Genomic DNA, 24,493 nt, shown 5'->3' with positions numbered 1-24,493 from the left:
GTTATGGTAGAATCAATTATCTCATATAGTATAAAAAATAAATTTTTAATTCTTATTAGTACCTTTATATTAATTGTTGCCTCATTTTGGGCAGTAAAAAAAAGTAGTCTGGATGCGCTTCCAGACCTTTCACCTCCACAAGTTATCGTACAGGTAAAATGGCCCGGACAAAGTCCGAAAACTATAGAAGACCAAGTCTCTTATCCTTTGATTTCAAATCTTATGAGTCTTCCAAATATTGAAACAGTTAGAGCTATGAGCTCTTTTCAAAATGCTTTAATATATGTTATTTTCAAAGATGGAACAGATCTTTATGATGCAAGAAACAGAATATTAGAGCAATTATCGCAGCTGCAAGGAAGTTTTCCCACAGGCGTAGATGTAGCAATAGGTCCCGATGCTACAGGAGTTGGATGGGCTTACGAGTATGCACTAAAATCTGATACAAAATCATTGGATGAGTTAAAAACACTTCAAGATTACTATTATAAATTTGCACTTCTTGGAGTTGACGGAGTTAGTGAAGTAGCTTCTGTGGGTGGATTTATAAAAAATTATGAAATCACTTTAGACCAGGATAAATTAGTTCAATACAATCTTAGTATCAATGATGTAAAAAAGGCATTAACAAAAAACAATGATGAAAAAGGCGGAAGAATCATCTTAGAAAACGGTTTTGAACATATGATTCAAGCAAAAGGTTTTCTAAAAAATGTAAATGATATAGAAAACATTACTATTAAAACAAACGGTTCTATTCCCCTTACCATAAAAGATATTGCCGAAGTTAATGTTACTTCTACAAATAGAAGAGGAATGGCAGATTTAAACGGTCAAGGAGAAACAGTCGGGGGAATTATCGTTGTTAGATACGGTGAAAATCCTTATGATGTTATAAAAAGAGTTAAAGAGAAAATCAAAACACTAAAAGTTGATGATGTCAAAGTTGTAGAAACTTATGATAGAAGCTCTTTAATAGATAAAGCAATCTATACTCTAAAACATACTTTAGTTGAGGAGTCGATAATTGTAATGATTGTATCTGCACTGTTTTTATTTCACCTTAGAAGTGCTTTGATTATAATTATTACTCTACCTATTACCGTACTATTTACTTTTCTTTTGATGAAAGCTTTTGGTTTAGGTTCAAATATTATGAGTCTTGGAGGAATTGCCATTGCAATCGGAGCTATGGTTGACGCAACAATCGTAATGGTAGAAAATGCCCATAAATATCTGCAAGGTAAAAATGATATCTCAAATAAAAAGAGAGTTGAGATTATTGTAAAATCAGCTAAACAAGTGGGACGTCCTATCTTTTTTGCTTTGATTTTAGTTGTTGTCTCTTTTTTACCTATTTTTGCTTTAAGCGGGCAAGAGGGAAGACTCTTTTCTCCCCTTGCTTTTACAAAATCTTTTGCAATGATTTCAGGAGCAATTCTTTCTATTACCTTAGTGCCTATTCTTATGGTCTTTTTTATAAAAGGTAAAATTTTAGATGAGAAGAGAAACTATCTAAATAGATTTTTTATAGCTTTATACTCTCCTTTATTAAAAGCCTCTTTAAAATTTAGATACCTTATCGTTTTTATTTTCTTGGCAACTTTAATAGCAGTTTATCCCGCATATAAAAAACTAAATTGGGAGTTTATGCCAATGATGAATGAACAAACCTTTATGTATATGCCGGTCACTCCATACGGTATAGGTATTGATTTGGCAAAAGAACTTACCCAAAAAACAGATAGAATACTTAAATCTTTTCCTGAAGTTGCTACGGTATTCGGTAAAGCAGGACGTGCAGATACAGCAACAGATCCTGCACCATTGGCCATGATAGAAACCATTGTGACTTTTAAACCACAAGAGCAATGGAGAGAAGGAATGACCTATAAAAAGTTAATGGAGCAGATGGATAAAAAACTTCAAGTTGCAGGTTTAATCAACTCTTGGACTTATCCTATTAGAGGAAGAATAGACATGCTTCTAACAGGTATTAGAACTCCTCTTGGTATAAAACTATATGGAAACGATCATCAACTTTTGGAAGATACGGCAAACAAAATTGAACAGATTTTAAAAAAATATGATAAAACTCTATCAGTATCAACAGATAAAATCAATTCAGGATATTATTTAAATATAGATATAAAAGAGAGTATGCTTGATAGATACGGTATTAATAAAAATGATATTTTATCAACTATCTCTTTAGGTGTTGCTGGAAGTAAGATATCAACTCTTTATAAAGGTTTGGAGAGATACCCTATTTCTCTAAGATTTAAAGCTGAACAAAGAGAAGATATTACAAAACTTAATAATCTTCAAGTTAAAACAAAACTTGGATTTCAACCAATATCAATGTTTGCAAATCTTTATTATGAAGAGGGACCTTCTGTTATAAAATCTGAAAAAGCTTTAAACGTAAACTTTATATATATTACTCCTAAAAACAGTGTTTCTACAAAAGAGTATAAAGATAGTGCCCAAAAACTTTTAAAAGATTTAAAACTTCCCGAAGGCTTCTATTATGAGTGGGCAGGTCAAAGTGAATATTTGGAATCAGCAATGAATAGACTTATATATATAATTCCTTTGACATTTATGATTATATTTATTTTGATATATTTTGCACTTAAAAATATTACCTATACTATGATTATATTTTTTACGCTTCCCTTTGCACTTTCAGGAGGTTTATTTTATCTTGATTATCTAAACTTTAATATCTCCATTGCCGTTATAGTTGGCTTCTTGGCACTCTTAGGAGTTGCTGCTGAAACCTCTATTGTGATGATTGTGTATCTTCATGAAGCTATGCTTGAATTAAAAAGATCTAATGGAACTTTTGATAAAAAAAGTATTGCGCAAGCAATTTATAAAGGGGCTGTTCTAAGACTTAGACCAAAACTAATGACTCTTTTTGCAATTTTAGGAGGGCTAATTCCTATTATGTATATAAACGGTGTGGGAAGTGAGGTTATGCAAAGAATAGCTGCACCGATGATTGGAGGAATGACTTCATCTGCATTCTTAACGCTTATCATTATTCCTACAATATTTTATATTTTAGCTTTGAGAAAAAAAGAGAAAATTATCAACAATGATTTATCCTACTAATTTTTAGTAGGAATAAATAAAAGCACACAATTACTCCACAATTAATTAGTATAATTCTCTTACAGCTAAACAATTAATATAATGAAACTTGTTGACTAACTAATGACTAAAACCAACAACCTACAAGATTTTTCTCCTTTTGCAAGTTTCATTATATTTTTAAAAAATCTTGATTTTAGATTGTTGATTAGTTTTTAAATGATTAGTATTGTCTTCTAGGTCTTTGTTCTCTAGGTCTAGCTTCGTTTACTCTTAAAGTTCTACCGTCAAGTTCAGATCCGTTTAGTTCCTCAATTGCTTGACTTCCACTTACTTCAGTCATCATCTCAACGAAACCGAATCCTTTTGATCTTCCTGTTTCTCTATCAGTAATAACTTTTGCACTTTTTACTTCACCAAACTTTTCAAAAGCATCTTTTAAACCATTGTCATCAACGTTATACGACAAATTACCAACATAAATATTCATTCTTATTTTTCTTCCTTTCATATAAGTATGAATATTATGCCTTTTTAATTTATTTTTGGCAAGTCTTTTTACGCTTCTTTACCAAAATTTCTCTCAATTGCAGTTAAAATTCTACTTTTTACCTCTTCAAAACCTAATACTGCCATAATATCATAAACTGACGGTGCTTGTGTTCCACCTGTCAATGAAATTCTTATAGGTTGAAAAAGTTGAGGAAATTTAAGCTCAAATTTTTCTATAAAAGGTTTTGTTATTACTTCATAATCACAAGCTAAATGCAAAGACTCTTTATTCTCTTCCAATGTTTGTAAATAGACTTCTAAAAATTTTATAGTATCTTCTTTAATAAATTTTTTTGTTCCTTTAGCTTCATATGAAGTCGGTCTAAGAATAATTTTATTAATTGCCTCTTTTAGTTCAATCAGAGTTTGAGCTCTCTCTTTGCAAAGATCTAAAATTATCTCTTTTTTATCATGTCCTTTTATATGACAGTCAAAATATTCCAGCTCATTTGCCAATCTTTCATTTGAAACATTTTTTATATAATGAGAGTTTAGCCATAAAAGTTTTTCCTCATTATATGAAGAAGCTGATTTGTTAATATTTGAAGGATCAAATAATTCTAACATCTCTTCCATAGAAAAAATTTCTTGATCTCCGTGAGACCATCCTAATCTTACTAAAAAGTTTAAAAGTGTTTCAGGAAGGAAACCTTGTCTTTTATACTCCATCACATCTAAAGCACCGTCTCTTTTTGAAAGCTTTTTACCTTGGGGATTATTTATCATAGGCACATGATAAAATTTAGGAATATTAAATCCCAATGCTTCATAAATAATAATTTGTTTTGCAGTATTTGTTAAATGGTCATCACCTCTTATTACATCTGTTATTCCCATTAAAGCATCATCAATAGTAACAACAAAATTGTATGTAGGCATTCCGTTTGATCTTGCAATTACAAAATCATCAACTTCAGAACAGTTAAAATTCATAATAGACTTAACTCCGTCTATAAATGTAATCATTCCCTCTTTTGGAGCTTTTATTCTAACTACAGGTTCTACACCTTCAGGAATTAAAGGAAGAGTTTTCCCCTCTTCAGGTCTCCATGTTCCGTCATATCTAGGTGTCTGCTTATTTGCCATTTGCTTTTCTCTTAAAGCATCAAGCTCCTCTTTTGTCATATAACAGTAGTATGCATTTCCTTCATCTAAAAGTTTTTGAATATACTCTTTATAAATATCCAATCTTTTTGATTGATATTCAACTTCACCGTCGAAATCCATACCTACCCACTCAAAGGCTTCAAGAATTGCTTTCATAGCATCTTCATTATTTCTTTGAGTATCCGTATCTTCAATTCTTAATCTGAATTGACCTTTTGTTTTTCTAGCCCATAAATAGCTATAAAGTGCAGTTCTTAATCCTCCAATATGTAAATATCCCGTAGGACTTGGAGCAAATCTAGTAACAGCCATAATCTTCCTTATTCTTTTTTGTCTTTTGTATCTCTATTATTAATAAAAAATCCTATTGCAGAAAATATTGCAACAGCTGCAATAAAAATCAACATTGCATAATCAAGCGCTCCCATTGGCTTCCTTCTCTTTAAGTTGTCCACATGCAGCCGAGATATCAAGACCTTTTGATTCTCTAATAGTACAAAGTAGACCTTTGCTTATTAAATATTCTTGGAATTTTAGCATATCATCCCTTTGTGGTCTTTGATATGATGTACCTGGATATGGATTAAAATATATTAAATTTACTTTTGCTTTTATTCCGTCTAAAAGTTTTAAAAGTTTTTTTGCAGATTCAATATCATCATTTTTGTTTTTAATAACCAAATATTCAAACATTACTTTTTTTCTTGTATCAACCGGAAATTTTTTAACGGCATCAATAATTGATTTTATATTATATGCTTTATTCATAGGAATCAATTCGCTTCTTAATTCATCATCAACAGCGTGTAAAGATATTGCAAGTTGAATTCCTAAATCTTCATTTCCTAGTTTTTCTATTTTTGTCGATAATCCTGAAGTTGAAACAGTTTGTCTTCTTCTACTAATTGCCAATCCCTCAAGTTCAGAAAAGACTTTAACAGAATGAACAAAGTTATCATAATTGTCTAAAGGTTCACCCATTCCCATAAAAACAATATTTAAAGATTTGTTTTGGGCTATTTGATTATCTCTTTTTACTTGAACTATTTGATTTACTATTTCACCTACGGTAAGATTTCTTACAAAGCCACCTTTTGCAGTAAGACAAAAGCTGCATCCGACTTTACATCCAACTTGTGTTGAGATACATACGGTAAATTTTTCGCTTTGTTCAACTTCACCTTTATCATTTGTAATCTTCTTCTTCATTAGTAATAAAACAGCTTCTACCGTATGACCGTCTCTTAATTTAAAAAGATATTTTATACTTCCGTCAAGACTCTTCTCTCTTTTTACTATTTCCATAATATTAATCGGATAATTCTCTTTTAAATCATCAATCAACTCTTTAGGAAGATTCTTCATCTGTTCATATGAAGTTACGTATTTTTTATATAACCAATTATAAACCTGCTTTGCTCTAAAGCTAGGTTTTAACTTTTCTTTTAATTCATCTAATGTGTAATCATATATTGAATTCAATATTTTCCTTTTTATTTATCTGCTTTAAATATTTTTATTTTGTTTTTAATATTGTTGTTTTTTGAACTTCATGTCTGCTTTGCAGATCACTTCGTTTTCAACACTGATGTTTCCCGAACTTCGTGGATGCTCTGCATACCACTTCGTTTTCAACACCTAAAAATGTGAAGCAGTTCACATTTTCTTAACGGTGTTTCTCAAGTTCTATGAACAAGTTATTATATCCCTCACTTTCAATACTGGCGTTTCCCGAACTTCGTGGATGCTCTGCATACCACTTCGTTTTCAACGTCTAAAAACGTGAAGCAGTTCACGTTTTTTATACGACGTTTCACGTGAAACTATTTTATTATTTGCTTCTCTATTAGATATTTAGTTAAACGTTTCATTGCTTCATCATGATTAGAAAGGAACTCTTTGTGTGCATCTTTTTTTGTATAATTTGTTACGATAAATATTCCCGCAACAGGTATTTCAAACTCTTTTGCTACTTGTAATACAGAAAAAAATTCCATATTTTCTATTCCTATTCCATACTCATTATAATGTTTAGACAATTCAAAATTTGTTGTTATATAATTTGAACTATTAACTATGGTATCATTTTTTACCATCTTATTATCCGATTCTAATACATTATCTAAAGGAGTATATGAATCATTGCTCAAAAATGAAAGTTCTAAATTAGCTGCTCTTTTAGACTCTACAATATCAAAAATATTATAGTTTCCGTAACTTCCTGCAGTTCCGATAAACAATAAAAAATCAGGTTTATCAAAAAGAGCAATTCTTGTTAAGTTGATAGAACTCTCTATTAATCCTACTCCTATAGGCTGAGCAAAATTAAAAGTTTCGTTTCTTCCTGCACATACAATCATTTGCACTCCATAAAATATTTTGAGTAAACAGTTACCCTCTCCTCTTTTGCATCGGGAACATCAAAACCTTTTGAACCTGTAAAACTACTGCTATATAAAATATTTTTATTTTTAGCATCATTGATAATATCTTTGTCTATCACAATTTTCCTAACCACACAATTTTTATTTAAGTCATTTGACAAATTGTTTGCATATCTATCTGCCCAATTAATAGCTTCAAGCCTTAACAAATCTAAAGTAACATTATAGGTATCTTCTCTTACACTCCAAGCTAGATTACTTACAGATACGTTTGTATCTCTATATTTTTTTAATTCTGTAACCTCAGATATAAAATCATGCATATCTCTTGCTTTATATGAATTTAATTCATATTTTAATTCACCTTTATATCCAATAATTCTTGGTGTACTGTCAAGGTGTCTATATCTTGGCTTGATATTAAACTTTTCAAGTTTCTTTTCTACTTTATCAAAGGAGTTTATTTTTTTACTAAAAACTTTAAACCTATTATTAACGATACTCTCTGTTTCATCTTCAATTGTAATTAATAACTTTGCACTTAAAGTGTCATGGGGAAGCTGGTGTGTAAACTCTTTTGAAAATTCCAGTTCAAAAGAGAACAAAGAAGCCGGTATTAATAGTAGGTTTAAAAATTTCATATTATATCCTTACGGGTATATTATTCTCTCTTAGGTAATGTTTTAGTTCCATTATATCTATCTCTTTAAAGTGAAAAATTGAAGCGGCTAAAGCTGCACTTGCACCATGTTCAAAAGCCTCTTTTATATGCTCCATAGTTCCTGCTCCACCGCTTGCAATTACGGGGATATCCACCAAAGATGATATTTTTTCTGTAATATTTAATTCAAATCCGGATTTTGCTCCGTCTGTATCCATTGAGGTTAAAAGAATTTCTCCTGCACCTCTGTCATAAACCTCTTTTGCCCATTGTTCTGCATCAAGTCCGGTATCTTCTCTACCGCCTTTTACAAAAACATGATAAGAGCCATCTTCCACTTTTTTTACGTCAATCGCAACAACAATACATTGACTACCGAATCTTTTTGCCCCTTGATTTATAAAATCAGGATTTGAAACAGCTGAAGAGTTTATTGATACTTTATCACATCCGACATTTAGTAATTTATAGATATCTTCTAGTTTTCTAATCCCTCCACCGACTGTTAAAGGGATAAAAACCTCTTTAGCTACATCTCTTACGATATCTACAATCGTATCCCTGTTTTCGTGGCTTGCAGTAATATCAAGAAATGCTAGTTCGTCTGCACCTTCATTGTTGTATCTTTTTGCTACTTCGACAGGATCTCCGGCATCCCTAAGACCTACAAAGTTTACGCCTTTTACAACTCTTCCGTCTTTTACATCTAAGCAAGGGATAATTCTTTTTGCAAAATTACTCAAAATTTATTCCTTAATTTTAATAGAAAATAATCTTATCTAATTGTAAGTTAAAAGCAGATATACTTTTTATTCTAATGAAAAAGAGTATAATTGCAAAAAAGAAATTCGGACAAAATTTCTTAAAAGACAAAAACATTTTATCAATGATCATCCAATCGATGCCCAAAAACAGTAATCATATTGTAGAAATTGGGCCTGGATTAGGTGATTTGACGGAAAATTTAGTCAAGTACAAAGATACAACAGCTTATGAAGTCGACACAGATTTAATAGCTGTTTTAAAGTCAAAATTTGCAATTGAAATTGAAAACAAGCGTTTTGAACTAATCCACACAGATGTTTTGAAAGCTTGGGATGAAAAAGGTAGTTTGTATAAAAGTAAATACGATTTAATAGCAAATCTGCCTTACTATATTGCAACAAATATTATATTAAGAGCATTTGAAGATATAAATTGTGAGAATATAATAGTAATGATACAAAGAGAAGTTGCTCAAAAATTTACTGCAAAAGTAAATAATAAAGAGTACTCTTCACTTTCAATAATTACTGAATTAGTGTCAAAAGAGGCAAGAATACTGTTTGATGTTCCGCCTGAATCTTTTGATCCGCCACCCAAAGTGGTCTCATCAATTCTTTATATTTCAAAAAAAGAAAAAGTGGAATTAGATAAAGATTTTTTAAAATTTTTAAAAGTCTGTTTTTCTCAACCGAGGAAAAAACTCTTTAAAAATTTATCAGGTCTTTATAAAAAAGAGTTTTTATCTAATATCTATAATGAACTTAATATAAAAGAGACTTTAAGACCTCATGAAGTTGACGTATCTTTGTATAGCCAAATGTATACAAAGGTAAAAAATGGAAAACAACAAAGCTAATAATCAAGAAAACGAGATAGCTAAAAAAACTACGAAGCCAGAAGGTAATCAAACAGAAAAAAGAAAACCTTCTCCTAAAAAAGAGACAAGCGAGAAAAAACCAAGTCCTAACAGACGAAGAAGAAACCCAAACAACAGAGCAAAAACAAATAATTCAAAAGCAAACAACTCTTGGATTAATGATTTAAGAAAAGCTCACAGTATAAATGAAAAATCTCATAAAGATAGATTAAATCCCCATAATAAATTAAACCTCTCAACTAATGCAAAAGTAAGAATCACTCCATTAGGAGGATTAGGTGAAATCGGTGGGAATATGATGGTAATAGAGACAGAAAAATCTGCAATTATCGTTGATGTTGGGATGAGTTTCCCTGATGAAGATATGCACGGTGTTGATATTTTAATCCCGGATTTTACATATCTAAGACAAATAAAAGATAAAATTGCGGCTGTAATTATTACACATGGTCATGAAGATCATATAGGTGCAATGCCTTATCTTTTTAAAGAGATGCAATTCCCTATTTACGGAACTTCATTACCCCTTGAAATGATTGGTTCAAAATTTGATGAACATAAAATGAGAGAACATAGAAAACTTTTTAGACCTATTGAGAAAAGAGTTCCTATAAAAATAGGCGATTTTGAAATAGAATGGATTCATATTACCCACTCTATTATTGATTCATCTTCTTTGGCAATAAAAACCGAAGCCGGTACTATTATTCATACAGGTGACTTTAAAATCGACCATACTCCAATTGACGGATTCCCTACAGATCTTCATAGACTTGCATATTATGGGGAACAAGGTGTATTATTGTTGATGTCCGATTCAACAAACTCTCATTCACCGGGATTTACAAAATCAGAAAGAGCCGTTGCTCCTACTTTTGATAGAATATTCTCATCTGCAAAAGGTAGAGTTATTATGTCTACTTTCTCTTCAAATATTCACAGAGTCTCACAAGCAATTGAATATGGCTTGAAATACGGAAGAAAAGTTTGCGTAATCGGAAGATCAATGGAAAAAAACCTTGAAATTGCCATGAACTTGGGATATATAAAATTTCCAAGAGATCAATTTATTGAAGCTCATGAAGTAAATAAATACAATGATAAAGAAGTTTTAATCGTAACTACTGGAAGTCAAGGTGAATCAATGAGTGCCTTATATAGAATGTCAATTCATGAACACAGACATGTAAAAATAAAACCGGGAGATCAAATTATTCTTTCAGCAAAAGCAATCCCCGGAAATGAAGCTAGTGTTTCAGGAATTATTAATCATCTTCTTAAAGCAGGAGCAACTGTTGCTTATCAAGATTTCAGCGAAATTCATGTTTCAGGTCACGCAGCCCAAGAAGAACAAAAATTGATGCTTCGATTAGTTAAACCTAAATTCTTTATGCCTATTCACGGAGAGTATAATCATGCTGTAAAACATGCAAAAACAGGTATTGCATGCGGAGTTTTAGAAAGAAATACTTATATTATGAGTGACGGTGAGCAAATAGAAGTAAGCCCGAAATATCTTAAAAAAGTAAAAACAGTTAAAACAGGGAAAGTTTATATAGATAATCAACTAAATCATAAAATATCGGATGATATAGTAATAGATAGACAAACAATGGCAAATGAAGGTGTAGTTATTATTGTTGCACATATTAATGCAAACGACAGAACAATCGTAGATAGACCTAAAGTTACATCTTTTGGATTAGTTTCGGATAGATATGACAAACATTTTGCAAAAGAGATTGAAGAGTTATTAGAGACTTTCTTGAAAAATGCAAAAGAAGGTATCTTTAAAAATAATAGAATCTTAGAAGATGAAATAAGAAAAACTGTAAGAAAACATTGTATTAGAAAATATAAAAAATACCCTATGATTGTACCTACACTTTTTGTACAATAAAGGAAAAAGAAAAATGGATTTTAATGAAATAGCAAAAGAGGTCTTGGATATTGAAGCAAAAGAGTTAAATCTTGCTTCAAAAAATATAGACTCTTTTAATATAAAAGACGCGGTAGAGTTAATATATAACTGCAAAGGCAAAGTTATAGTTACAGGTGTAGGCAAATCAGGTCTTATAGGAGCAAAAATTGCTGCTACTTTTGCAAGTACGGGAACTTCATCATTCTTTTTACATCCTACAGAAGCAATGCACGGAGATCTTGGAATGATAGGTAAAGATGATATTGTTCTTGGCATTTCATATAGCGGAGAGAGTGAGGAGTTAATCCAACTTCTTCCCCATATTAAAAGATTTGATATTCCTTTAATTGCCATGGCTAAAAATGAAAACTCTACATTGGCAAAATATTCGGATATTTTTATAAATATAAGCGTTACAAAAGAGGCATGTCCATTAGATGCCGCACCTACGTCATCAACTACATTAACCTTGGCTATGGGTGATGTCTTGGCAGTTTGCCTAATGAGAAAAAGAGATTTTAAAAAAGAGGATTTTGCTTCTTTTCATCCCGGAGGAACTTTAGGTAAAAAACTTTTTGTAAAAGTCGATGATCTTCTTAGAAAAGAAAATCTCCCTATTGTTTCACGTGAAACAAAAATTAAAGATGCTATTGTAACTATGAGTGAAGGAAGATTGGGAAACGTACTCATAATCGATGAAAAAAATCATTTAACTTCAATATTAAGTGACGGAGATTTAAGAAGAGCCTTAATGAATCCTGACTTCTCTATTGAAAAAAGTGTAGAAGAGATTGCAACAAAAAACCCTAGAACAATAAAAGATAAAAATTTATTGGCAAGTGATGCACTTAAAATAATAGAAGAGTATAAAATCCAGCTTTTAATTGTAACTAATGAAAATAATGAGATAATTGGTGTATTACATATCCATGACCTAATAGAAGCGGGAATAAAATGAAAAAAGAGATAGAAGAAGAGCAAGAAGAGAGTCTGACAAGGCTTAATAAATTTATTTCTCATAACAGCAATTACTCAAGAAGAGAAGCCGATAAACTAATTGAAGAAGGAAGAATTACGGTAAATAACAAGCCCGTTAAAGATCTTGCAACAAAAGTTTCTAATAAAGATATCGTAAGAATCGGCAAAAAAGTAATAAAAGAAGATAAGAACAAAATGTATACTGTGATTATCTATAACAAACCCAAAGGTGAACTTGTAACAAAAAACGATCCCCAAGGAAGAAAAGTTATATATGATTCTTTAGATAAAAAATATAAACATTTTATTCCCATCGGAAGATTAGACTATGCAAGTGAGGGTTTGATTCTTTTAACAGATTCCGTAGATGTTGCAAATAAACTTATGCATTCAAATTTAGAAAGAATCTATAAATTAAAAGTAAACGGTCCCGTAACTTCCAAAGTAGAAGAAGCAATGTTAAACGGTCTTGAACTTAAAGATGCAAGAGTAGGAGGTCATGAAAAATCAAAAATCAAAGCAATGAATTTTGAACCTTTTATCGCATATCAAATAATATCAAACAATAAAAATTTTTCAAAAATCAAAGTTGCAATAAGTGAAGGGAAGAATAGAGAATTAAGAAGATTCTTCGGACACTTCGGTCTTGATATACTAGATCTAAAAAGATTTGAGTTCGGCGGGATATCATTAAACAATCTTCCTACAGGGAAATCAAGATATCTTACAAAAGATGAATATAAAGATTTAAGGCTATTTTTAAACGGCGATGAATGATTTATCAAATATATTGAGACCTAAAACTCTAAATGAATTTATAGGTCAAAAACATATTATCGGCAAAAATTCTGCTCTATACAAACTAATCAAAAAAAAAGAGATTCCTCATCTCTTTTTTTACGGTAAACCCGGAACAGGAAAAACCTCTTTAGCAAAAATTATAGCAAAAGAGATAGATAGCGATTACTACTATTTTAATGCAACAACAATAAAAGTCGAAGAGTTAAGAAAAGTCTTTTCAAGATACAAAAACTCTTTGATAAAACCTATAGTCTTTATTGACGAAGTTCACAGATTATCAAAAAATCAACAAGAAGTGCTGCTTCCCATAATGGAAAATTATGAAGCCGTTATAATAGGAGCAAGTACGGAAAACCCTTTTTTCACCTTAACAAATGCTATTAGGTCAAGATCTTTTCTTTTTAAATTTAATCCTTTTACAAAAGAGGAGTTAGAAGAGGTTTTGAATAAAGCCAACGAAGATATAGATTTTAAGCTTGATAAAGAGGCTAGAGAGTATCTAATCCTATCAAGCAGTGGTGATGCAAGGGCTATGCTCAATCTTCTTAATTTTGCCCTTAAAATTGATTCTAATATATCTATTGAACTTCTAAAAGAGTTAAGAAATAATCCAATCGGAGACGGTGTTAGTTCAAAAGACAGCCATTATGATTTGGCAAGTGCAATGATAAAATCAATTCGAGGTTCCGACGTTGATGCCGCTTTATATTATATGGCAAGATTAATTGACGGAGGAGAGAGCGTCGAATTTATCACAAGAAGACTTGTGATTTTTGCCAGTGAAGATATAGGAAATGCAAATCCAAATGCAATAAATCTTGCCGTAAGTATTATGCAGGCTACTTCAAAAATCGGATATCCCGAAAGCAGAATACTTTTAGGTCAATGTATTATTTATTTAGCCTCTAGCCCAAAATCAAATAGTGCTTACAGTGCAATTAATAAAGCACTTAGTGAAGTAAAAAATGGTAAAATTTTAAATATTCCCAAACATCTAGATAATAAACATATAGGATATAAGTATCCTCATGATTACGGAGGTTGGGTTGAACAAGAGTATTTAAAAGAGGACCTTAAATTTTATGAACCTAAAAATATCGCTTATGAAAAAACACTAAGTGAATGGTTAAAAAAAATCAAAGGGCAAAATTAGATAAATAATCATAAAGGAAAAGAATGAATATAATGGATTACTATCTCTGGATTGTTGTGTTTCACATAATGGCTGTAATGTCATGGATGGCAATGCTTTTTTATCAACCAAGACTATATGTATATCATACAGAGCATAAAGATAAAAAAGAGTTTGTAGAAGTCGTAAAGATTCAAGAGTACAAAATGTACAAATATATCGGTCTTCCTGCAATGTGGGCAACAATAATAAGCGGAGTTCTAATGCTTTACTTAAGACCTGATTTACTTAAAGGCGACGGTTGGATGCATGCAAAAATATTTTTTGCCCTACTTCTTATTGCCTACTCTTTTTCTTTGGGTTATTATAGAAAAAAATTGGAAAATAATGATTACTCAAAAAGCGGAAATTTTTTTAGAGCATACAATGAAGTTCCGACATTTTTATCTATTTTAATCGTTGGATACGTGATTACTAAAACTTTTTCCCTTGCTTTCACATTTATAACCATACTTTTTGCAGCTTATTTGATTTATAAAGTCTATAAACAAAAAAAGAAAGAAGAGTAATATGAGTTTCGAAAAAGTTTATGTTTTAGATACGAATATATTACTTGAAGATGCATCAAATATTTTTAAAATAAGTGATGAAAATAAAAACTTAATAGTTCTTCCTGAAACGGTTTTAGATGAAATAGATACTAAAAAAAGCGGTTTTGATGAAATAAACTTCCAAGCAAGGGAATTTGCAAGAATCTTAGAAAACTCGCAAATTATCGAATCTAAAAAAGTCGGTTCATATAAAATTATAAGGTTAAAAATATTTGAACCCAAAAGTGCAATAATTGATGTTATTTCAAAAGAAGAGTACTCTATAAGTACCAAAAACGTAGCTCTAAATATAATAAATGACCGAAAAATACTTGAAATTGCATCTTTTTGCGATGAATATTATAAAAGCAGTGAAACAACATTTCTTTCTCTTGATATTATGGCTAGAACAAGAGCTGTAAGTTTGGATATAAAAACAGATTCTCTAATTGGCTCATATAAAGATGAATTTAATTATGAGTTTATTAAAACTGTTGAAATACCTTTTGAAAAAACTGAATTTTTGGACAATGCACTCATAACGGATTTTGATGAAAACTATCAGCCTTATAACTTTTCATACTGTTTTAAAGTAAAAAGTTCCGATCAAGTGATTTTAGCGGCAATAAAAAACAAAAGAGTCTATTTGCTTGATGAAACGCAAATAAGAGATCAAGTAATCACTCCTTTAAATAAAGAGCAGCTTTTTTTCTCAAATGCAATTCTTTCCCACTTTTATAATGTATTAATTATAGAAGCAAAAGCGGGTTCAGGAAAGACTTTGTTGGCATTAAGCGGAGCTTTAAAACTTGTTAGACAAAAACATTTCCAAAAAATCATTTATATAAGAAACTCTATTGAATCTTTGGACAAAGGTGAAGATGTAGGTTATCTACCAGGATACGAAGAAAAATTTAAAATATATAATCACCCTTTAATGGATAGTTTGGATTATATTATCAGAAGTGAATATAAGAAAAAAAGAGCAAACAGAAAGAATAATGAAAACATACCGGAGCTTGACGATCAAGAGGTTAATCAAAGAGTAGAACAGATGATACAAAACTACGGTATTGAAACAATGTGGGTAGGAGAAATGAGAGGTAGAACACTCTCTAACTCATTTGTTATAATAGATGAAGCGCAAAATATGTCAAATAAAACTATGCAAATGGTACTTTCAAGAATAGACAGCACCTGCAAAGTCGTTGTTTTAGGAAGTAATAAACAAATTGACAACTTTTATGTAAATAAACATACAAATGCACTTACAACTCTACTTAAATCTACAAAAAACAGAAGTGAACTAGTTGAAATATTCGCTATTAAACTGCAAAAAGTTTTAAGAGGTCCAATTACTGAATGGGCTGAAAAAATATTCACAACAAAAAACAAATAATTAGCTATTTATTAAAATTTTGATACCTTTACATATTAAACTTTGTAAAGGTATACAAAATGAAAATCGTATTTTTAGATCGTGAAACTTTAGGAAAAGATATATCGCTAGAAAAATTCAAAACTTTAGGTGATGTAACTATATATGAAATAACAGATGAAAATCAACGCTTACAAAGAGTTAAAGATGCTGATGTCGTTATAACAAATAAAGTGGTAATAGACAAAGAGATAATGGATAACTCAAAAATTAAATTAATATGTATTGCAGCAACAGGAACTAACAATGTAGACCTAGAATACGCAAAACTAAAAGGAATTGAAGTTAAAAACGTTGCAGGATACTCAACTTCAAGCGTAGCACAGCATACAATTTCATTAGTCCTTCATTTTGTACAAAAGTTAGACTATTACAGCAATTACGTAAAGAATAAAAAATGGCAAAACTCTGAAACATTTACCCACTTAGATGTACCCTTTTGTGAATTAGAAAACAAAAACTGGGGAATAATAGGATTAGGAGCAATTGGAGAAAAAGTTGCAAATATCGCAAAATCTTTTGGATGTAATGTAAATTATTATTCAACTTCTAAAAAGAATTTTAATTCAAATTTTAATTCAATATCACTAGAAGAACTTGTTAAAACTTCTGATATTATTACAATACATGCTCCTTTAAATGAAACAACATATAATTTGATTAATAAAACATATTTAAATATGATGAAAGATGGAGCAATTTTAATCAATGTAGGAAGAGGCGGAATTATAAATGAAAAAGATTTAGCGGAAATATTAAAAACTGAAAAAAGTCTATATTGTGGGCTTGATGTTCTAGAAAAAGAGCCTATAGAAGAATCGAATCCTTTAAATAAAGTATTAGATAACAACAAACTTATAATTACACCTCATGTTGCCTGGGCTTCTGTTGAAGCAAGAAGAAGATTGATAGATTTAGTTTATAAAAATATAATTGATTACAAATTTTGATACAAATTAAAATACATATAGGAGTTAGAATGGAGCCTTTACAATATACATCAAAAGAGATGTTTTCATCAACAGAGCTTATAAGAAAGAATAAAAAAATCTTTGACAAGCTTACTAAAGAGGAGATAGACAAAGCCGTAATACTAAGAGACGGTAAACCTAGTTTTATGTTATTGGAGTTCTCAAAGTATGAGGAATTGATGACAGAGTATTTAAAGTTGAAAAATACAAATAAGAATTCTACTGTAATAAAAAAACCCGTTAAAAAAGTATATGAATATGAGGATAATATAAAAATCATCGAATCAGAACATACACAAGAGGAAATAGATGAAGAGGAGTACAAAAAAGCCTTAGAAGAAATTGAAAAGCTTGAAATTGAAGATAAAGATGTTCAAAAGGAAGCAGAAGAGAAAAAAGAGCCTCTAAAAGAGTTTTGGGAATAAACAATGATTGATATACTTATCATAGGCTCGGGAGGAGCAGGATTAAGTGCAGCATTAAAAGCTAAAGAGGAGAATGCTTCTGTTTTAGTAGTATCAAAAACTCACACTACTCACTCTCAAACCTGCCAAGCCCAAGGCGGCATAAATGCAGTATTAGAAACAACAGAAAATGATTCTATTGAGAATTATGAAAAAGATACCTATAAAGCCTCCCATAAACTTGCAAATAAAAAGAGTCTCAAATATTTTTGTGAAAACTCCAAACAAACAATAAATTGGTTAGACTCAATCGGAGTTCCTTTTAGCAGAGATGAGAACAATAATATAGCACAAAGAAAGTTCGGAGGAACAAAAGCCAAAAGAACTTGCTACAGTTCTGATTATACAGGACACAAAATTCTTCATACGCTTTATGACCAATGCATTAAAAATAGTATCGATTTTAAAAATGAGCATCTTCTTTTAAAACTACTTACAAAAAACAATACCGTAACAAGTGCCCTGTTTCTTGATATAAAAACAGGAGAAATTGTACAAATAGATGCAAAAACGGTAATTTTGGCAACAGGAGGATATGGAGGAATCTACCATAACTTTACTACAAACTCTTACGCCACGACAGGAGACGGTATTGCAGTTGCTTTTAAAGCAGGTGCAAAGCTTTCTAATATGGAGTTTATTCAATTTCACCCTACTTCACTACTAAACAAAAATATATTAATTAGTGAAAGTGCAAGAGGAGAAGGTGGATATTTAATAGATTCAAAAGGCAAGCGTTTTATTGATGAACTAAAACCTAGAGATGAAGTTGCAAGAGCAATATATAAGAAATATGAAGAGGGTGACAAAGTATATCTAGATCTTACTCATTTGGGAAAAGAGAAAATAGAAGAAGTTATTCCCCAAGAAAGAAGATTGGTTTTAGACTTTTTAAAAATAAAGATGGAAGAAGAGGTAATACCTATAACTCCATCGGCTCATTACAGTATGGGAGGAATATTAACAGATGAGTATGCCCAAACTAATATAGAAAATCTTTTTGCCTGCGGAGAATGTGCCCAAAGCGGTATTCACGGAGCAAATAGACTTGGAGGAAACTCTTTATTGGAAATAGTTACATTCGGCAGATTAGCGGCTAAAAATGCGGCTAAAAAGGCAAAAGAAGTTAAGTGTGAAGAAAAAAATGAAAATAATCTGGAAACAGAGAAAAAAAGAGTAGCCAAAATCTTAAAAAAAGAGAAAAATGAAGACTTTTACAAATCAAAAAATATAATTGGAGAGCTTTTATTTAATAAAGTAGGTTTATTTAGAGAAAAAAATACTTTAGAAGAGGCATTAAAGTATTTGGAAGAGGAAAAAAACAAAATTAAAAGTATGGGAATAGAAGATAAAAGTAAAGAGTATAATAAAAACCTAGTTGAATATCTTGAATTTGAAAATATTTTACTTCTTTGCCAAATAGTAACAAACTGCGCATATAAAAGAGAAGAGAGCCGTGGGGCACATTTTAGAACGGATTTTATAAAAGAAGATAAAAAATTCGACAAAATATCTATTTGCAAACTTGAAAACTCTGATATAATCACTACATTTGAGGAAATCAAATGAAAATTAGAATAAAAAGAGAAAAAAGTAAAGAAAAAAAGCCTTATATAGAAGAGTTTGAAATAGATAAGGAAGAAACAATACTTAATGCTCTAATAGAAGTAAAAGAGAAAAAAGACAACTCTTTTGCTTTTAGATGCGGTTGTAAAACAGGAGTTTGCGGAAGCTGTGCCGTAAGAGTGAACGGAACTGAAAGATTAGCCTGTAAAACGCATTTTAAAGATAATGATTTAGTTGAACCTTTAAATAACGCAAAGGTAATCAAAGATCTAATAGTAGATTTGGAACATGAATATAAACTTTTAGAAAACAGCGAAACTTTTTTACATAAAGCAAGCAGCGGGCAAATTACAAAAAGTGATGAAAAACTTATTGATACCCAAAGTAATTGTATTCTTTGTCAAAGCTGTTTCAGCTCTTGTCCTGTTTATGAAGTAAATAAAGATTTTCTAGGTCCTTATTCTCTTACAAGAGCATTGAGATATGTAAATGATAAAAAAGAGTCAAATAGCGCTCCTATCCTAGAAAAAATCCAAAATAACGGAATTTGGGACTGTACTTTATGCGGTAACTGTACTCTTGTCTGTCCTCAATTTATTGATCCCAAAAGTGATATTATGAATTTAAGAATGAAATCCGTACAAAAAGGGTATGAAGATAAATCAATAGCATCTTTTAACAGCGGCTTTGATACTGGTTTTGATTCTTTTGGAGGATTTAACCCGAATGGATTCTAAAAGGTTTTAAACCTTTTAGATATTATCTTTTAAATAAAGATAATCCGACATTTTAGACCACTCTCTTATTTTTTTCATATAAGCATCTTGTGAATCTAAAACCTCTTTTATTTCAGGAGATTTTGCCGACATTTCGGCTCTTAACTCTTTATTCGCTTTTTTCATTGCATCCATTACTTTTTTAGGAAAAGTTTTTACCTGAATATTAGGATACTCTTTTTTCATTTTTTGCCAGGCTGTTGCATTCATATCATAATTTTGAATATACATATCATAAGCAGCTAATTTCATGGCAGAAGTAAGTACGATCTGCAAATGTTTAGGCAGTTTGTCAAATACTCTTTTATTTACGATAAACTGCATTTCAGAAGCCGGTTCGTGCCATCCTGTATAATAATAAGGAGCAACTTTATGGAATCCCATATTAATATCCATTGAAGGTCCTACCCACTCTAAAGCATCTATTGTATGTCTTTCTAAAGAGGTATATAATTCTCCCCCTGCAATATTTGTAACTTGAACCCCTAATTTTGCCATAATCTCTCCTGCAAAACCTGGGATTCTCATTTTTAATCCTTTTAGGTCATCAAGAGATTTAATCTCTTTTCTAAACCATCCACCCATTTGAACTCCCGTATTACCTCCGGGGAAAGATAGTATTTTATGTTTTGCATAGATTTTTTGCATTAGTTCCAAACCGCCGCCTTCGTAGAACCAAGCGTATTGTTCAGGTGCAGTTAAACCAAAAGGCATTGAAGTGAAAGGCAAAGTAGCGATATCTTTCCCTTTCCAATAATACGAAGCTGTATGAGCCAAATCATACTGCCCTCCTTTTACCATATCCAAAACACCAAAAGGCGCTTTATGTTTGTTTGAAGCGTCAACTCTTATTTTTAATTCCCCGTTTGAAAGCTCTTGCGCCAATTTTGCCATATGAAGCGCCGTGTCAAACAAAGGAGACTGAGTTGAAGTCCAAGTTGTTGCCATTTTTAGTCTGTATACTTTTTGAGCATAAGAGAAACTAAAAAACAGAGAAAGAAATAGTATAATTTTAAGAAAATTTCTCATTATTATCCTTTTATAAAGATTGATTAGTTTGATAAAAAAGAAGAAAGAAAGGTCCTATTCCATCAAAGAGGACGAGATTTTACCATAATTGCATTTAAAAGAATTTTTAAAGAGTATAATCAAAAGTTATAAAAGTATTATTTATATATAAGATTTTAGGACAGCATTTAATAAATGTGGTGGTCGTAACTGGACTTGAACCAGTGACCAACACCATGTCAAGGTGCCACTCTACCACTGAGTTATACGACCTGATTATTTTGTTAGAACTTTAAGATTTTTGAGTAAAAAAGCCTCAACGATTTCATCTATACTTCTTTGTGTAGGAGCAACGAAAACAGAGATATTCTCTTCTAAAAATTGCCAAGTATACTCTTGATCGTTGATTACGATAACATTTTCAACCCAAGCTTCAATATCATTTCTATCTTTATAAAATTTACAATTTACTATTTGACCTTCATCCAATTCAACAAAAGCCCAATATTTTGAAGTATCCAACGTTGTCAATAGAGCTTCGTGTCTTTTGTTGCAATCTACAGGTATAAGTAAGTTCATGCCATTCCTTCTATTTCACTTTTAAGAATATTATCAATTTTGTCTTTGAGAATCTTTAAAAATGAGAGATTATTATATATTTTTACTCCTTATTAAAATATTATAAAAGGAGAATTTTTATAAATAACTCTTTTTATACCATTTTGAAAAGATAAATAAAGACCACAAATGCTGTTTAAACTTCCTTGATTTTGAAAGTTCGTAAATATGAATTAAATACTCTTCGTTAAAAAGTCTTGTATTTGCATTTACTTCTAAAATAGTCGTAATAACAGAATCTTTGTACTCTTTATGAAGCCACTCGTTAAAAGGAGAATTAAACCCTTTTTTTGTTCTGTTTACGATTACATTCGGAATATATTTAGAAGCAATCTTTTTTAGAAGATATTTATTTGTATTTCCCACTTTTATATCGGAATTGACTGAAAAAAGATAATCAACTAATCTGTAATCCAAAAACGGTGTTCTAACTTCCAAAGAGTTTCTCATAGAGATTCTATCTACTTTGCTTAACAAAGATTCACCCAGCCAGGTTTTTAAATCAATATAACTCATCCAGTCAACAGGGTCTTTTTTAGGAGTATCTCTTTTGAAAAAGGGAACTTTTTTAAAAAGTTTTCTTTTTTGAATATCCGTAAAAATTTCTCCAAAAGAGTTATAAAGGTTCTCTTTTTTTATAATTCTTCTTAAATATTCACTCTCTTTCGTATTATTCTGCAAAGCACCTATTATAGAATCCAAAAAAGAATTTTGTTCAGACGAGAGACTCTTTTCAAACTTATAATATTTTAAAAATTTTGAGTAATTATCGTAACCTAAAAAGAGTTCATCACTCCCTTCACCGCTTAATACGGTTTTTATTCCTGCTTTATGGATTTTATTAGTCAAAATATTAAGAGGAATTGCCGCACTGTCACCGTGAGGCTGTTCTAAAGCCGTAATCGTATCTTCTAAATACTCTATAAAATCATTTTTACCAATCTCTATTGGAGTATGATTTGAATTTATATGTTTTGCAGCAATATGGGCAAAATCAAGTTCGCAATAGTTTTTATGCTCATTATAACCTATTGAAAAGGTATTAATCTTTTTATTGGAAATCTTTGAATATAAAGCCGAGATTAAGGAGCTGTCTATACCTCCGCTAAGTAAAGAGCCTACTTCAACATCCGAAACCAATCTTGCTTGAATACTTTTTATAAGAAGCTCTTCAATATTTTCCAAAGCCTCTTTTTCATCTTTTACTTTTTTATAGGTATTTATTTTGTAATATCTTTTTTTTATAAACTCTTTTTGGTCATAAACAAGAAAAGTTGAGGACTCAAGTGCTTTTATATCTTTATAAAAAGTGTTATCTTCCAAAGGAACAAAATATTGTATATATTGAGACAATGCAACTTTATTTAAACAAGGAGTTGTTCCTAAAATATCTATTATGGAGTTGATTGAACTTGAAAATATAAATTTATTCTCTTTTAGATAATAAAAAAACGGTTTTTTCCCATACCTGTCTCTAGCACAAAAAAACTTTTGTTTTTTAATATCATATATACAAAAAGAGAACATACCGTTTAATTTATTTAAAAACGAATAACCGTATTTTTGATAAAGTCTTATTAAAACTTCCGTATCAGAAGAAGTTTTACACTCCAAATCTTCATTTTCTATAAGCTCTTTATAGTTATAGATTTCTCCGTTAAAAACTATCAAAATATCATCAAAAACCATAGGCTGGTTGGCTTCATCATCTAAATCTATAATAGATAATCTTGTATGGCCGAACATTTTTTCATCAATATGAACTTTTTTATTAAAATCGGGACCTCTATTATTTAAGTTTTTTAATGCCTCGTCAAAGTTACCGCTGATAAAATTCGTTCCTAAAATTCCACACATTTTAAACTCCAAGAAGATTATGAATTATAAGAATATAAAAATATATAAGAAGTACAAAAGTAGCACTGCTTATTAAAATTGCAAAAGTGGTATCTACAGGTTTACAGTTATATAAAGATGAAAGATTTACGTTATTAACAGCAAGAGGAACAATCAACTCTAAAAAAATAATTGCCCCGATAAAAGGATCAATATCAAAATTAAGTATTACAAAAATTCCTACTAAAGGAAGAACAATATGTTTAAAAAGAACGGTATTAAAAGTCAATTTCCAATTTGCGCTTTTGATTTTTACTTGTGAAATAAAAATACCGAAAACAAGCAACTGCATAACAATTGCAGAATAAGCCCCCATAGTAAAAAGTTTATCAAAATCAGAACTTAGTTCAAACCCGTAATAATTAAAAGCTAAAGCAATAAAAGAGGCATGAATAGCCGGTATTTTGATTACCTCTTTTAAAGCATCAAAAAATTTAAATTTATCTCCTGCAAAAAAATAGACTGAGAAAATATAGATAAAAAAAGTATTTGCAATATTTAAAATAGAGGTATAAGGAACACTTGCCTCACCGAAAAGTGCAATTCCAAGAGGAATTCCAAGATTTCCCGTATTCCCCACTAATGAAGCGGCAAGAAAAACCGATTTATCCTGAAAATCATGTCTAAAAATTTTTTTTGCATAAAGCAAAGAGAAAATTAAAGTAATAAAAACAGCCGTAAAATAGACAAAAGGCGTAGTAATAAAACTCGCATCGATTTTTGCTCTTGTTAATCCCCAAAAAATAAGTATAGGTTGTAGAAAATAGAGATTTAGAAGAACAAAACTTCTCTCATTTACCTGATTTTTAAAAGCTCTTTTGTAGATAAAACCAATAATAATAAAAAGATAGATTGTAGCAACTGAAATTAACGCTTCGATAAAATATTC

The 24,493-nt window shown here is 30.6% G+C and carries 22 protein-coding genes and 1 tRNA gene; 12 read left to right on the top strand and 11 right to left on the bottom strand.

All coding sequences use genetic code 11. From position 1 onward, the window contains the following. Window positions 1-3: 3 nt before the first annotated feature. Entirely contained in the window at window positions 4-3,120 is a 3,117-nt protein-coding gene (locus tag AANAER_RS00910; RefSeq protein WP_129081382.1) for an efflux RND transporter permease subunit, read from the top strand. Window positions 3,121-3,322: 202 nt separating this feature from the next. Here AANAER_RS00910 and AANAER_RS00905 read toward each other — a convergent pair whose 3' ends face one another. From AANAER_RS00905 to hisF, 6 genes are all read right to left on the bottom strand, one after another. After that, complete coding sequence (locus AANAER_RS00905) at window positions 3,323-3,589, bottom strand: RNA recognition motif domain-containing protein (protein ID WP_044419495.1); 267 nt, start codon at window positions 3,587-3,589, stop codon at window positions 3,323-3,325. Window positions 3,590-3,657: 68 nt separating this feature from the next. Next, the gene (gene gltX, locus AANAER_RS00900; protein ID WP_129081381.1) at window positions 3,658-5,070 is read right to left on the bottom strand and encodes a glutamate--tRNA ligase; all 1,413 of its coding nucleotides are present in this window, start codon (window positions 5,068-5,070) and stop codon (window positions 3,658-3,660) included. A gap of 102 nt (window positions 5,071-5,172) precedes the next feature. Next, window positions 5,173-6,240, bottom strand: a complete 1,068-nt coding sequence (gene rlmN / locus AANAER_RS00895) for a 23S rRNA (adenine(2503)-C(2))-methyltransferase RlmN (protein ID WP_407646586.1) — start codon at window positions 6,238-6,240, stop codon at window positions 5,173-5,175. A 341-nt stretch (window positions 6,241-6,581) separates the two neighbouring features. Further along, complete coding sequence (locus AANAER_RS00890; protein WP_129081380.1) at window positions 6,582-7,118, bottom strand: phosphorylase family protein; 537 nt, start codon at window positions 7,116-7,118, stop codon at window positions 6,582-6,584. Further along, entirely contained in the window at window positions 7,115-7,783 is a 669-nt protein-coding gene (locus AANAER_RS00885) for a hypothetical protein (RefSeq protein ID WP_044419031.1), read from the bottom strand. The genes AANAER_RS00890 and AANAER_RS00885 overlap by 4 nt, the downstream gene beginning before the upstream one ends. Window position 7,784: 1 nt before the next feature. Continuing rightward, complete coding sequence (hisF, locus tag AANAER_RS00880; protein ID WP_129081379.1) at window positions 7,785-8,546, bottom strand: imidazole glycerol phosphate synthase subunit HisF; 762 nt, start codon at window positions 8,544-8,546, stop codon at window positions 7,785-7,787. Between the two features lie 74 nt (window positions 8,547-8,620). Here hisF and rsmA point away from each other — a divergent pair, with 74 nt between their 5' ends. From rsmA to AANAER_RS00825, 11 genes are read left to right on the top strand one after another with little or no spacing between them, the layout of a single operon-like run. After that, a complete protein-coding gene (gene rsmA, locus AANAER_RS00875) occupies window positions 8,621-9,424 on the top strand; it encodes a 16S rRNA (adenine(1518)-N(6)/adenine(1519)-N(6))-dimethyltransferase RsmA (RefSeq protein ID WP_129081378.1) in 804 nt (267 codons plus the stop codon). Further along, window positions 9,405-11,345, top strand: a complete 1,941-nt coding sequence (locus AANAER_RS00870) for a ribonuclease J (RefSeq protein ID WP_228711126.1) — start codon at window positions 9,405-9,407, stop codon at window positions 11,343-11,345. Before rsmA ends, AANAER_RS00870 begins: the two co-directional genes overlap by 20 nt. Window positions 11,346-11,358: 13 nt before the next feature. Continuing rightward, on the top strand, window positions 11,359-12,324 hold the full coding sequence (locus tag AANAER_RS00865) for a KpsF/GutQ family sugar-phosphate isomerase (RefSeq protein WP_129081377.1): 966 nt from the start codon (window positions 11,359-11,361) through the stop codon (window positions 12,322-12,324). Next, a complete protein-coding gene (locus AANAER_RS00860) occupies window positions 12,321-13,121 on the top strand; it encodes a pseudouridine synthase (protein WP_129081376.1) in 801 nt (266 codons plus the stop codon). Before AANAER_RS00865 ends, AANAER_RS00860 begins: the two co-directional genes overlap by 4 nt. Next, complete coding sequence (locus AANAER_RS00855; protein ID WP_129081375.1) at window positions 13,114-14,298, top strand: replication-associated recombination protein A; 1,185 nt, start codon at window positions 13,114-13,116, stop codon at window positions 14,296-14,298. The genes AANAER_RS00860 and AANAER_RS00855 overlap by 8 nt, the downstream gene beginning before the upstream one ends. A 32-nt stretch (window positions 14,299-14,330) precedes the next feature. Further along, on the top strand, window positions 14,331-14,846 hold the full coding sequence (gene hemJ / locus AANAER_RS00850; RefSeq protein WP_179951816.1) for a protoporphyrinogen oxidase HemJ: 516 nt from the start codon (window positions 14,331-14,333) through the stop codon (window positions 14,844-14,846). A 1-nt stretch (window position 14,847) separates the two neighbouring features. Next, window positions 14,848-16,266 (top strand): PhoH family protein, encoded by a 1,419-nt coding sequence (locus AANAER_RS00845; protein ID WP_129081373.1) that lies wholly within the window; start codon window positions 14,848-14,850, stop codon window positions 16,264-16,266. 59 nt (window positions 16,267-16,325) lie between these two features. Then, window positions 16,326-17,255, top strand: a complete 930-nt coding sequence (locus AANAER_RS00840) for a D-2-hydroxyacid dehydrogenase (RefSeq protein ID WP_129081372.1) — start codon at window positions 16,326-16,328, stop codon at window positions 17,253-17,255. Window positions 17,256-17,284: 29 nt separating this feature from the next. Then, window positions 17,285-17,701 carry a hypothetical protein gene (locus AANAER_RS00835; RefSeq protein ID WP_129081371.1) on the top strand — a complete coding sequence of 139 codons (417 nt, stop codon included), beginning with the start codon at window positions 17,285-17,287 and terminating at the stop codon, window positions 17,699-17,701. A 3-nt stretch (window positions 17,702-17,704) separates the two neighbouring features. Next, a complete protein-coding gene (locus AANAER_RS00830; RefSeq protein WP_129081370.1) occupies window positions 17,705-19,309 on the top strand; it encodes an FAD-dependent oxidoreductase in 1,605 nt (534 codons plus the stop codon). After that, window positions 19,306-20,043, top strand: coding sequence for a succinate dehydrogenase/fumarate reductase iron-sulfur subunit (locus tag AANAER_RS00825; RefSeq protein ID WP_129081369.1), 738 nt, complete (start codon window positions 19,306-19,308; stop codon window positions 20,041-20,043). Before AANAER_RS00830 ends, AANAER_RS00825 begins: the two co-directional genes overlap by 4 nt. 15 nt (window positions 20,044-20,058) lie before the next feature. On the opposite strand, the gene AANAER_RS00820 is transcribed toward AANAER_RS00825, so the two are convergent. The 5 genes from AANAER_RS00820 to AANAER_RS00800 all read right to left on the bottom strand — a co-directional run bounded on the left by AANAER_RS00820 (window position 20,059) and on the right by AANAER_RS00800 (window position 24,472). Beyond that, the gene (locus tag AANAER_RS00820) at window positions 20,059-21,111 is read right to left on the bottom strand and encodes a TRAP transporter substrate-binding protein (protein WP_044419049.1); all 1,053 of its coding nucleotides are present in this window, start codon (window positions 21,109-21,111) and stop codon (window positions 20,059-20,061) included. 177 nt (window positions 21,112-21,288) lie between these two features. After that, window positions 21,289-21,363: transfer RNA gene (locus tag AANAER_RS00815), tRNA-Val, on the bottom strand. A 3-nt stretch (window positions 21,364-21,366) separates the two neighbouring features. Further along, entirely contained in the window at window positions 21,367-21,669 is a 303-nt protein-coding gene (locus AANAER_RS00810; RefSeq protein ID WP_129081368.1) for a hypothetical protein, read from the bottom strand. A gap of 117 nt (window positions 21,670-21,786) precedes the next feature. Beyond that, on the bottom strand, window positions 21,787-23,565 hold the full coding sequence (asnB, locus tag AANAER_RS00805; protein ID WP_129081367.1) for an asparagine synthase (glutamine-hydrolyzing): 1,779 nt from the start codon (window positions 23,563-23,565) through the stop codon (window positions 21,787-21,789). Window position 23,566: 1 nt separating this feature from the next. Then, window positions 23,567-24,472 (bottom strand): AEC family transporter, encoded by a 906-nt coding sequence (locus AANAER_RS00800; RefSeq protein ID WP_228711133.1) that lies wholly within the window; start codon window positions 24,470-24,472, stop codon window positions 23,567-23,569. Window positions 24,473-24,493: the final 21 nt, after the last annotated feature.

It is taken from the genome of Halarcobacter anaerophilus, from assembly GCF_006459125.1.
GTDB classification, from domain to species: Bacteria; Campylobacterota; Campylobacteria; order Campylobacterales; family Arcobacteraceae; genus Halarcobacter; species Halarcobacter anaerophilus.
Note: the sequence above shows the minus strand (reverse complement) of the source record. Positions and strands in the feature narration are given on the sequence as shown.

Coding starts and splice junctions, on each gene's coding strand:
- AANAER_RS00910 (WP_129081382.1), top strand. CDS start 4: ATGGTAGAATCAATTATCTCATATAGTATAAAAAATAAATTTTTAATT.
- AANAER_RS00905 (WP_044419495.1), bottom strand. CDS start 3,589: ATGAATATTTATGTTGGTAATTTGTCGTATAACGTTGATGACAATGGT.
- gltX (WP_129081381.1), bottom strand. CDS start 5,070: ATGGCTGTTACTAGATTTGCTCCAAGTCCTACGGGATATTTACATATT.
- AANAER_RS00890 (WP_129081380.1), bottom strand. CDS start 7,118: ATGATTGTATGTGCAGGAAGAAACGAAACTTTTAATTTTGCTCAGCCT.
- AANAER_RS00885 (WP_044419031.1), bottom strand. CDS start 7,783: ATGAAATTTTTAAACCTACTATTAATACCGGCTTCTTTGTTCTCTTTT.
- rsmA (WP_129081378.1), top strand. CDS start 8,621: ATGAAAAAGAGTATAATTGCAAAAAAGAAATTCGGACAAAATTTCTTA.
- AANAER_RS00870 (WP_228711126.1), top strand. CDS start 9,405: ATGGAAAACAACAAAGCTAATAATCAAGAAAACGAGATAGCTAAAAAA.
- AANAER_RS00865 (WP_129081377.1), top strand. CDS start 11,359: ATGGATTTTAATGAAATAGCAAAAGAGGTCTTGGATATTGAAGCAAAA.
- AANAER_RS00860 (WP_129081376.1), top strand. CDS start 12,321: ATGAAAAAAGAGATAGAAGAAGAGCAAGAAGAGAGTCTGACAAGGCTT.
- AANAER_RS00855 (WP_129081375.1), top strand. CDS start 13,114: ATGAATGATTTATCAAATATATTGAGACCTAAAACTCTAAATGAATTT.
- hemJ (WP_179951816.1), top strand. CDS start 14,331: ATGGATTACTATCTCTGGATTGTTGTGTTTCACATAATGGCTGTAATG.
- AANAER_RS00845 (WP_129081373.1), top strand. CDS start 14,848: ATGAGTTTCGAAAAAGTTTATGTTTTAGATACGAATATATTACTTGAA.
- AANAER_RS00840 (WP_129081372.1), top strand. CDS start 16,326: ATGAAAATCGTATTTTTAGATCGTGAAACTTTAGGAAAAGATATATCG.
- AANAER_RS00835 (WP_129081371.1), top strand. CDS start 17,285: ATGGAGCCTTTACAATATACATCAAAAGAGATGTTTTCATCAACAGAG.
- AANAER_RS00830 (WP_129081370.1), top strand. CDS start 17,705: ATGATTGATATACTTATCATAGGCTCGGGAGGAGCAGGATTAAGTGCA.
- AANAER_RS00825 (WP_129081369.1), top strand. CDS start 19,306: ATGAAAATTAGAATAAAAAGAGAAAAAAGTAAAGAAAAAAAGCCTTAT.
- AANAER_RS00820 (WP_044419049.1), bottom strand. CDS start 21,111: ATGAGAAATTTTCTTAAAATTATACTATTTCTTTCTCTGTTTTTTAGT.
- AANAER_RS00810 (WP_129081368.1), bottom strand. CDS start 21,669: ATGAACTTACTTATACCTGTAGATTGCAACAAAAGACACGAAGCTCTA.
- asnB (WP_129081367.1), bottom strand. CDS start 23,565: ATGTGTGGAATTTTAGGAACGAATTTTATCAGCGGTAACTTTGACGAG.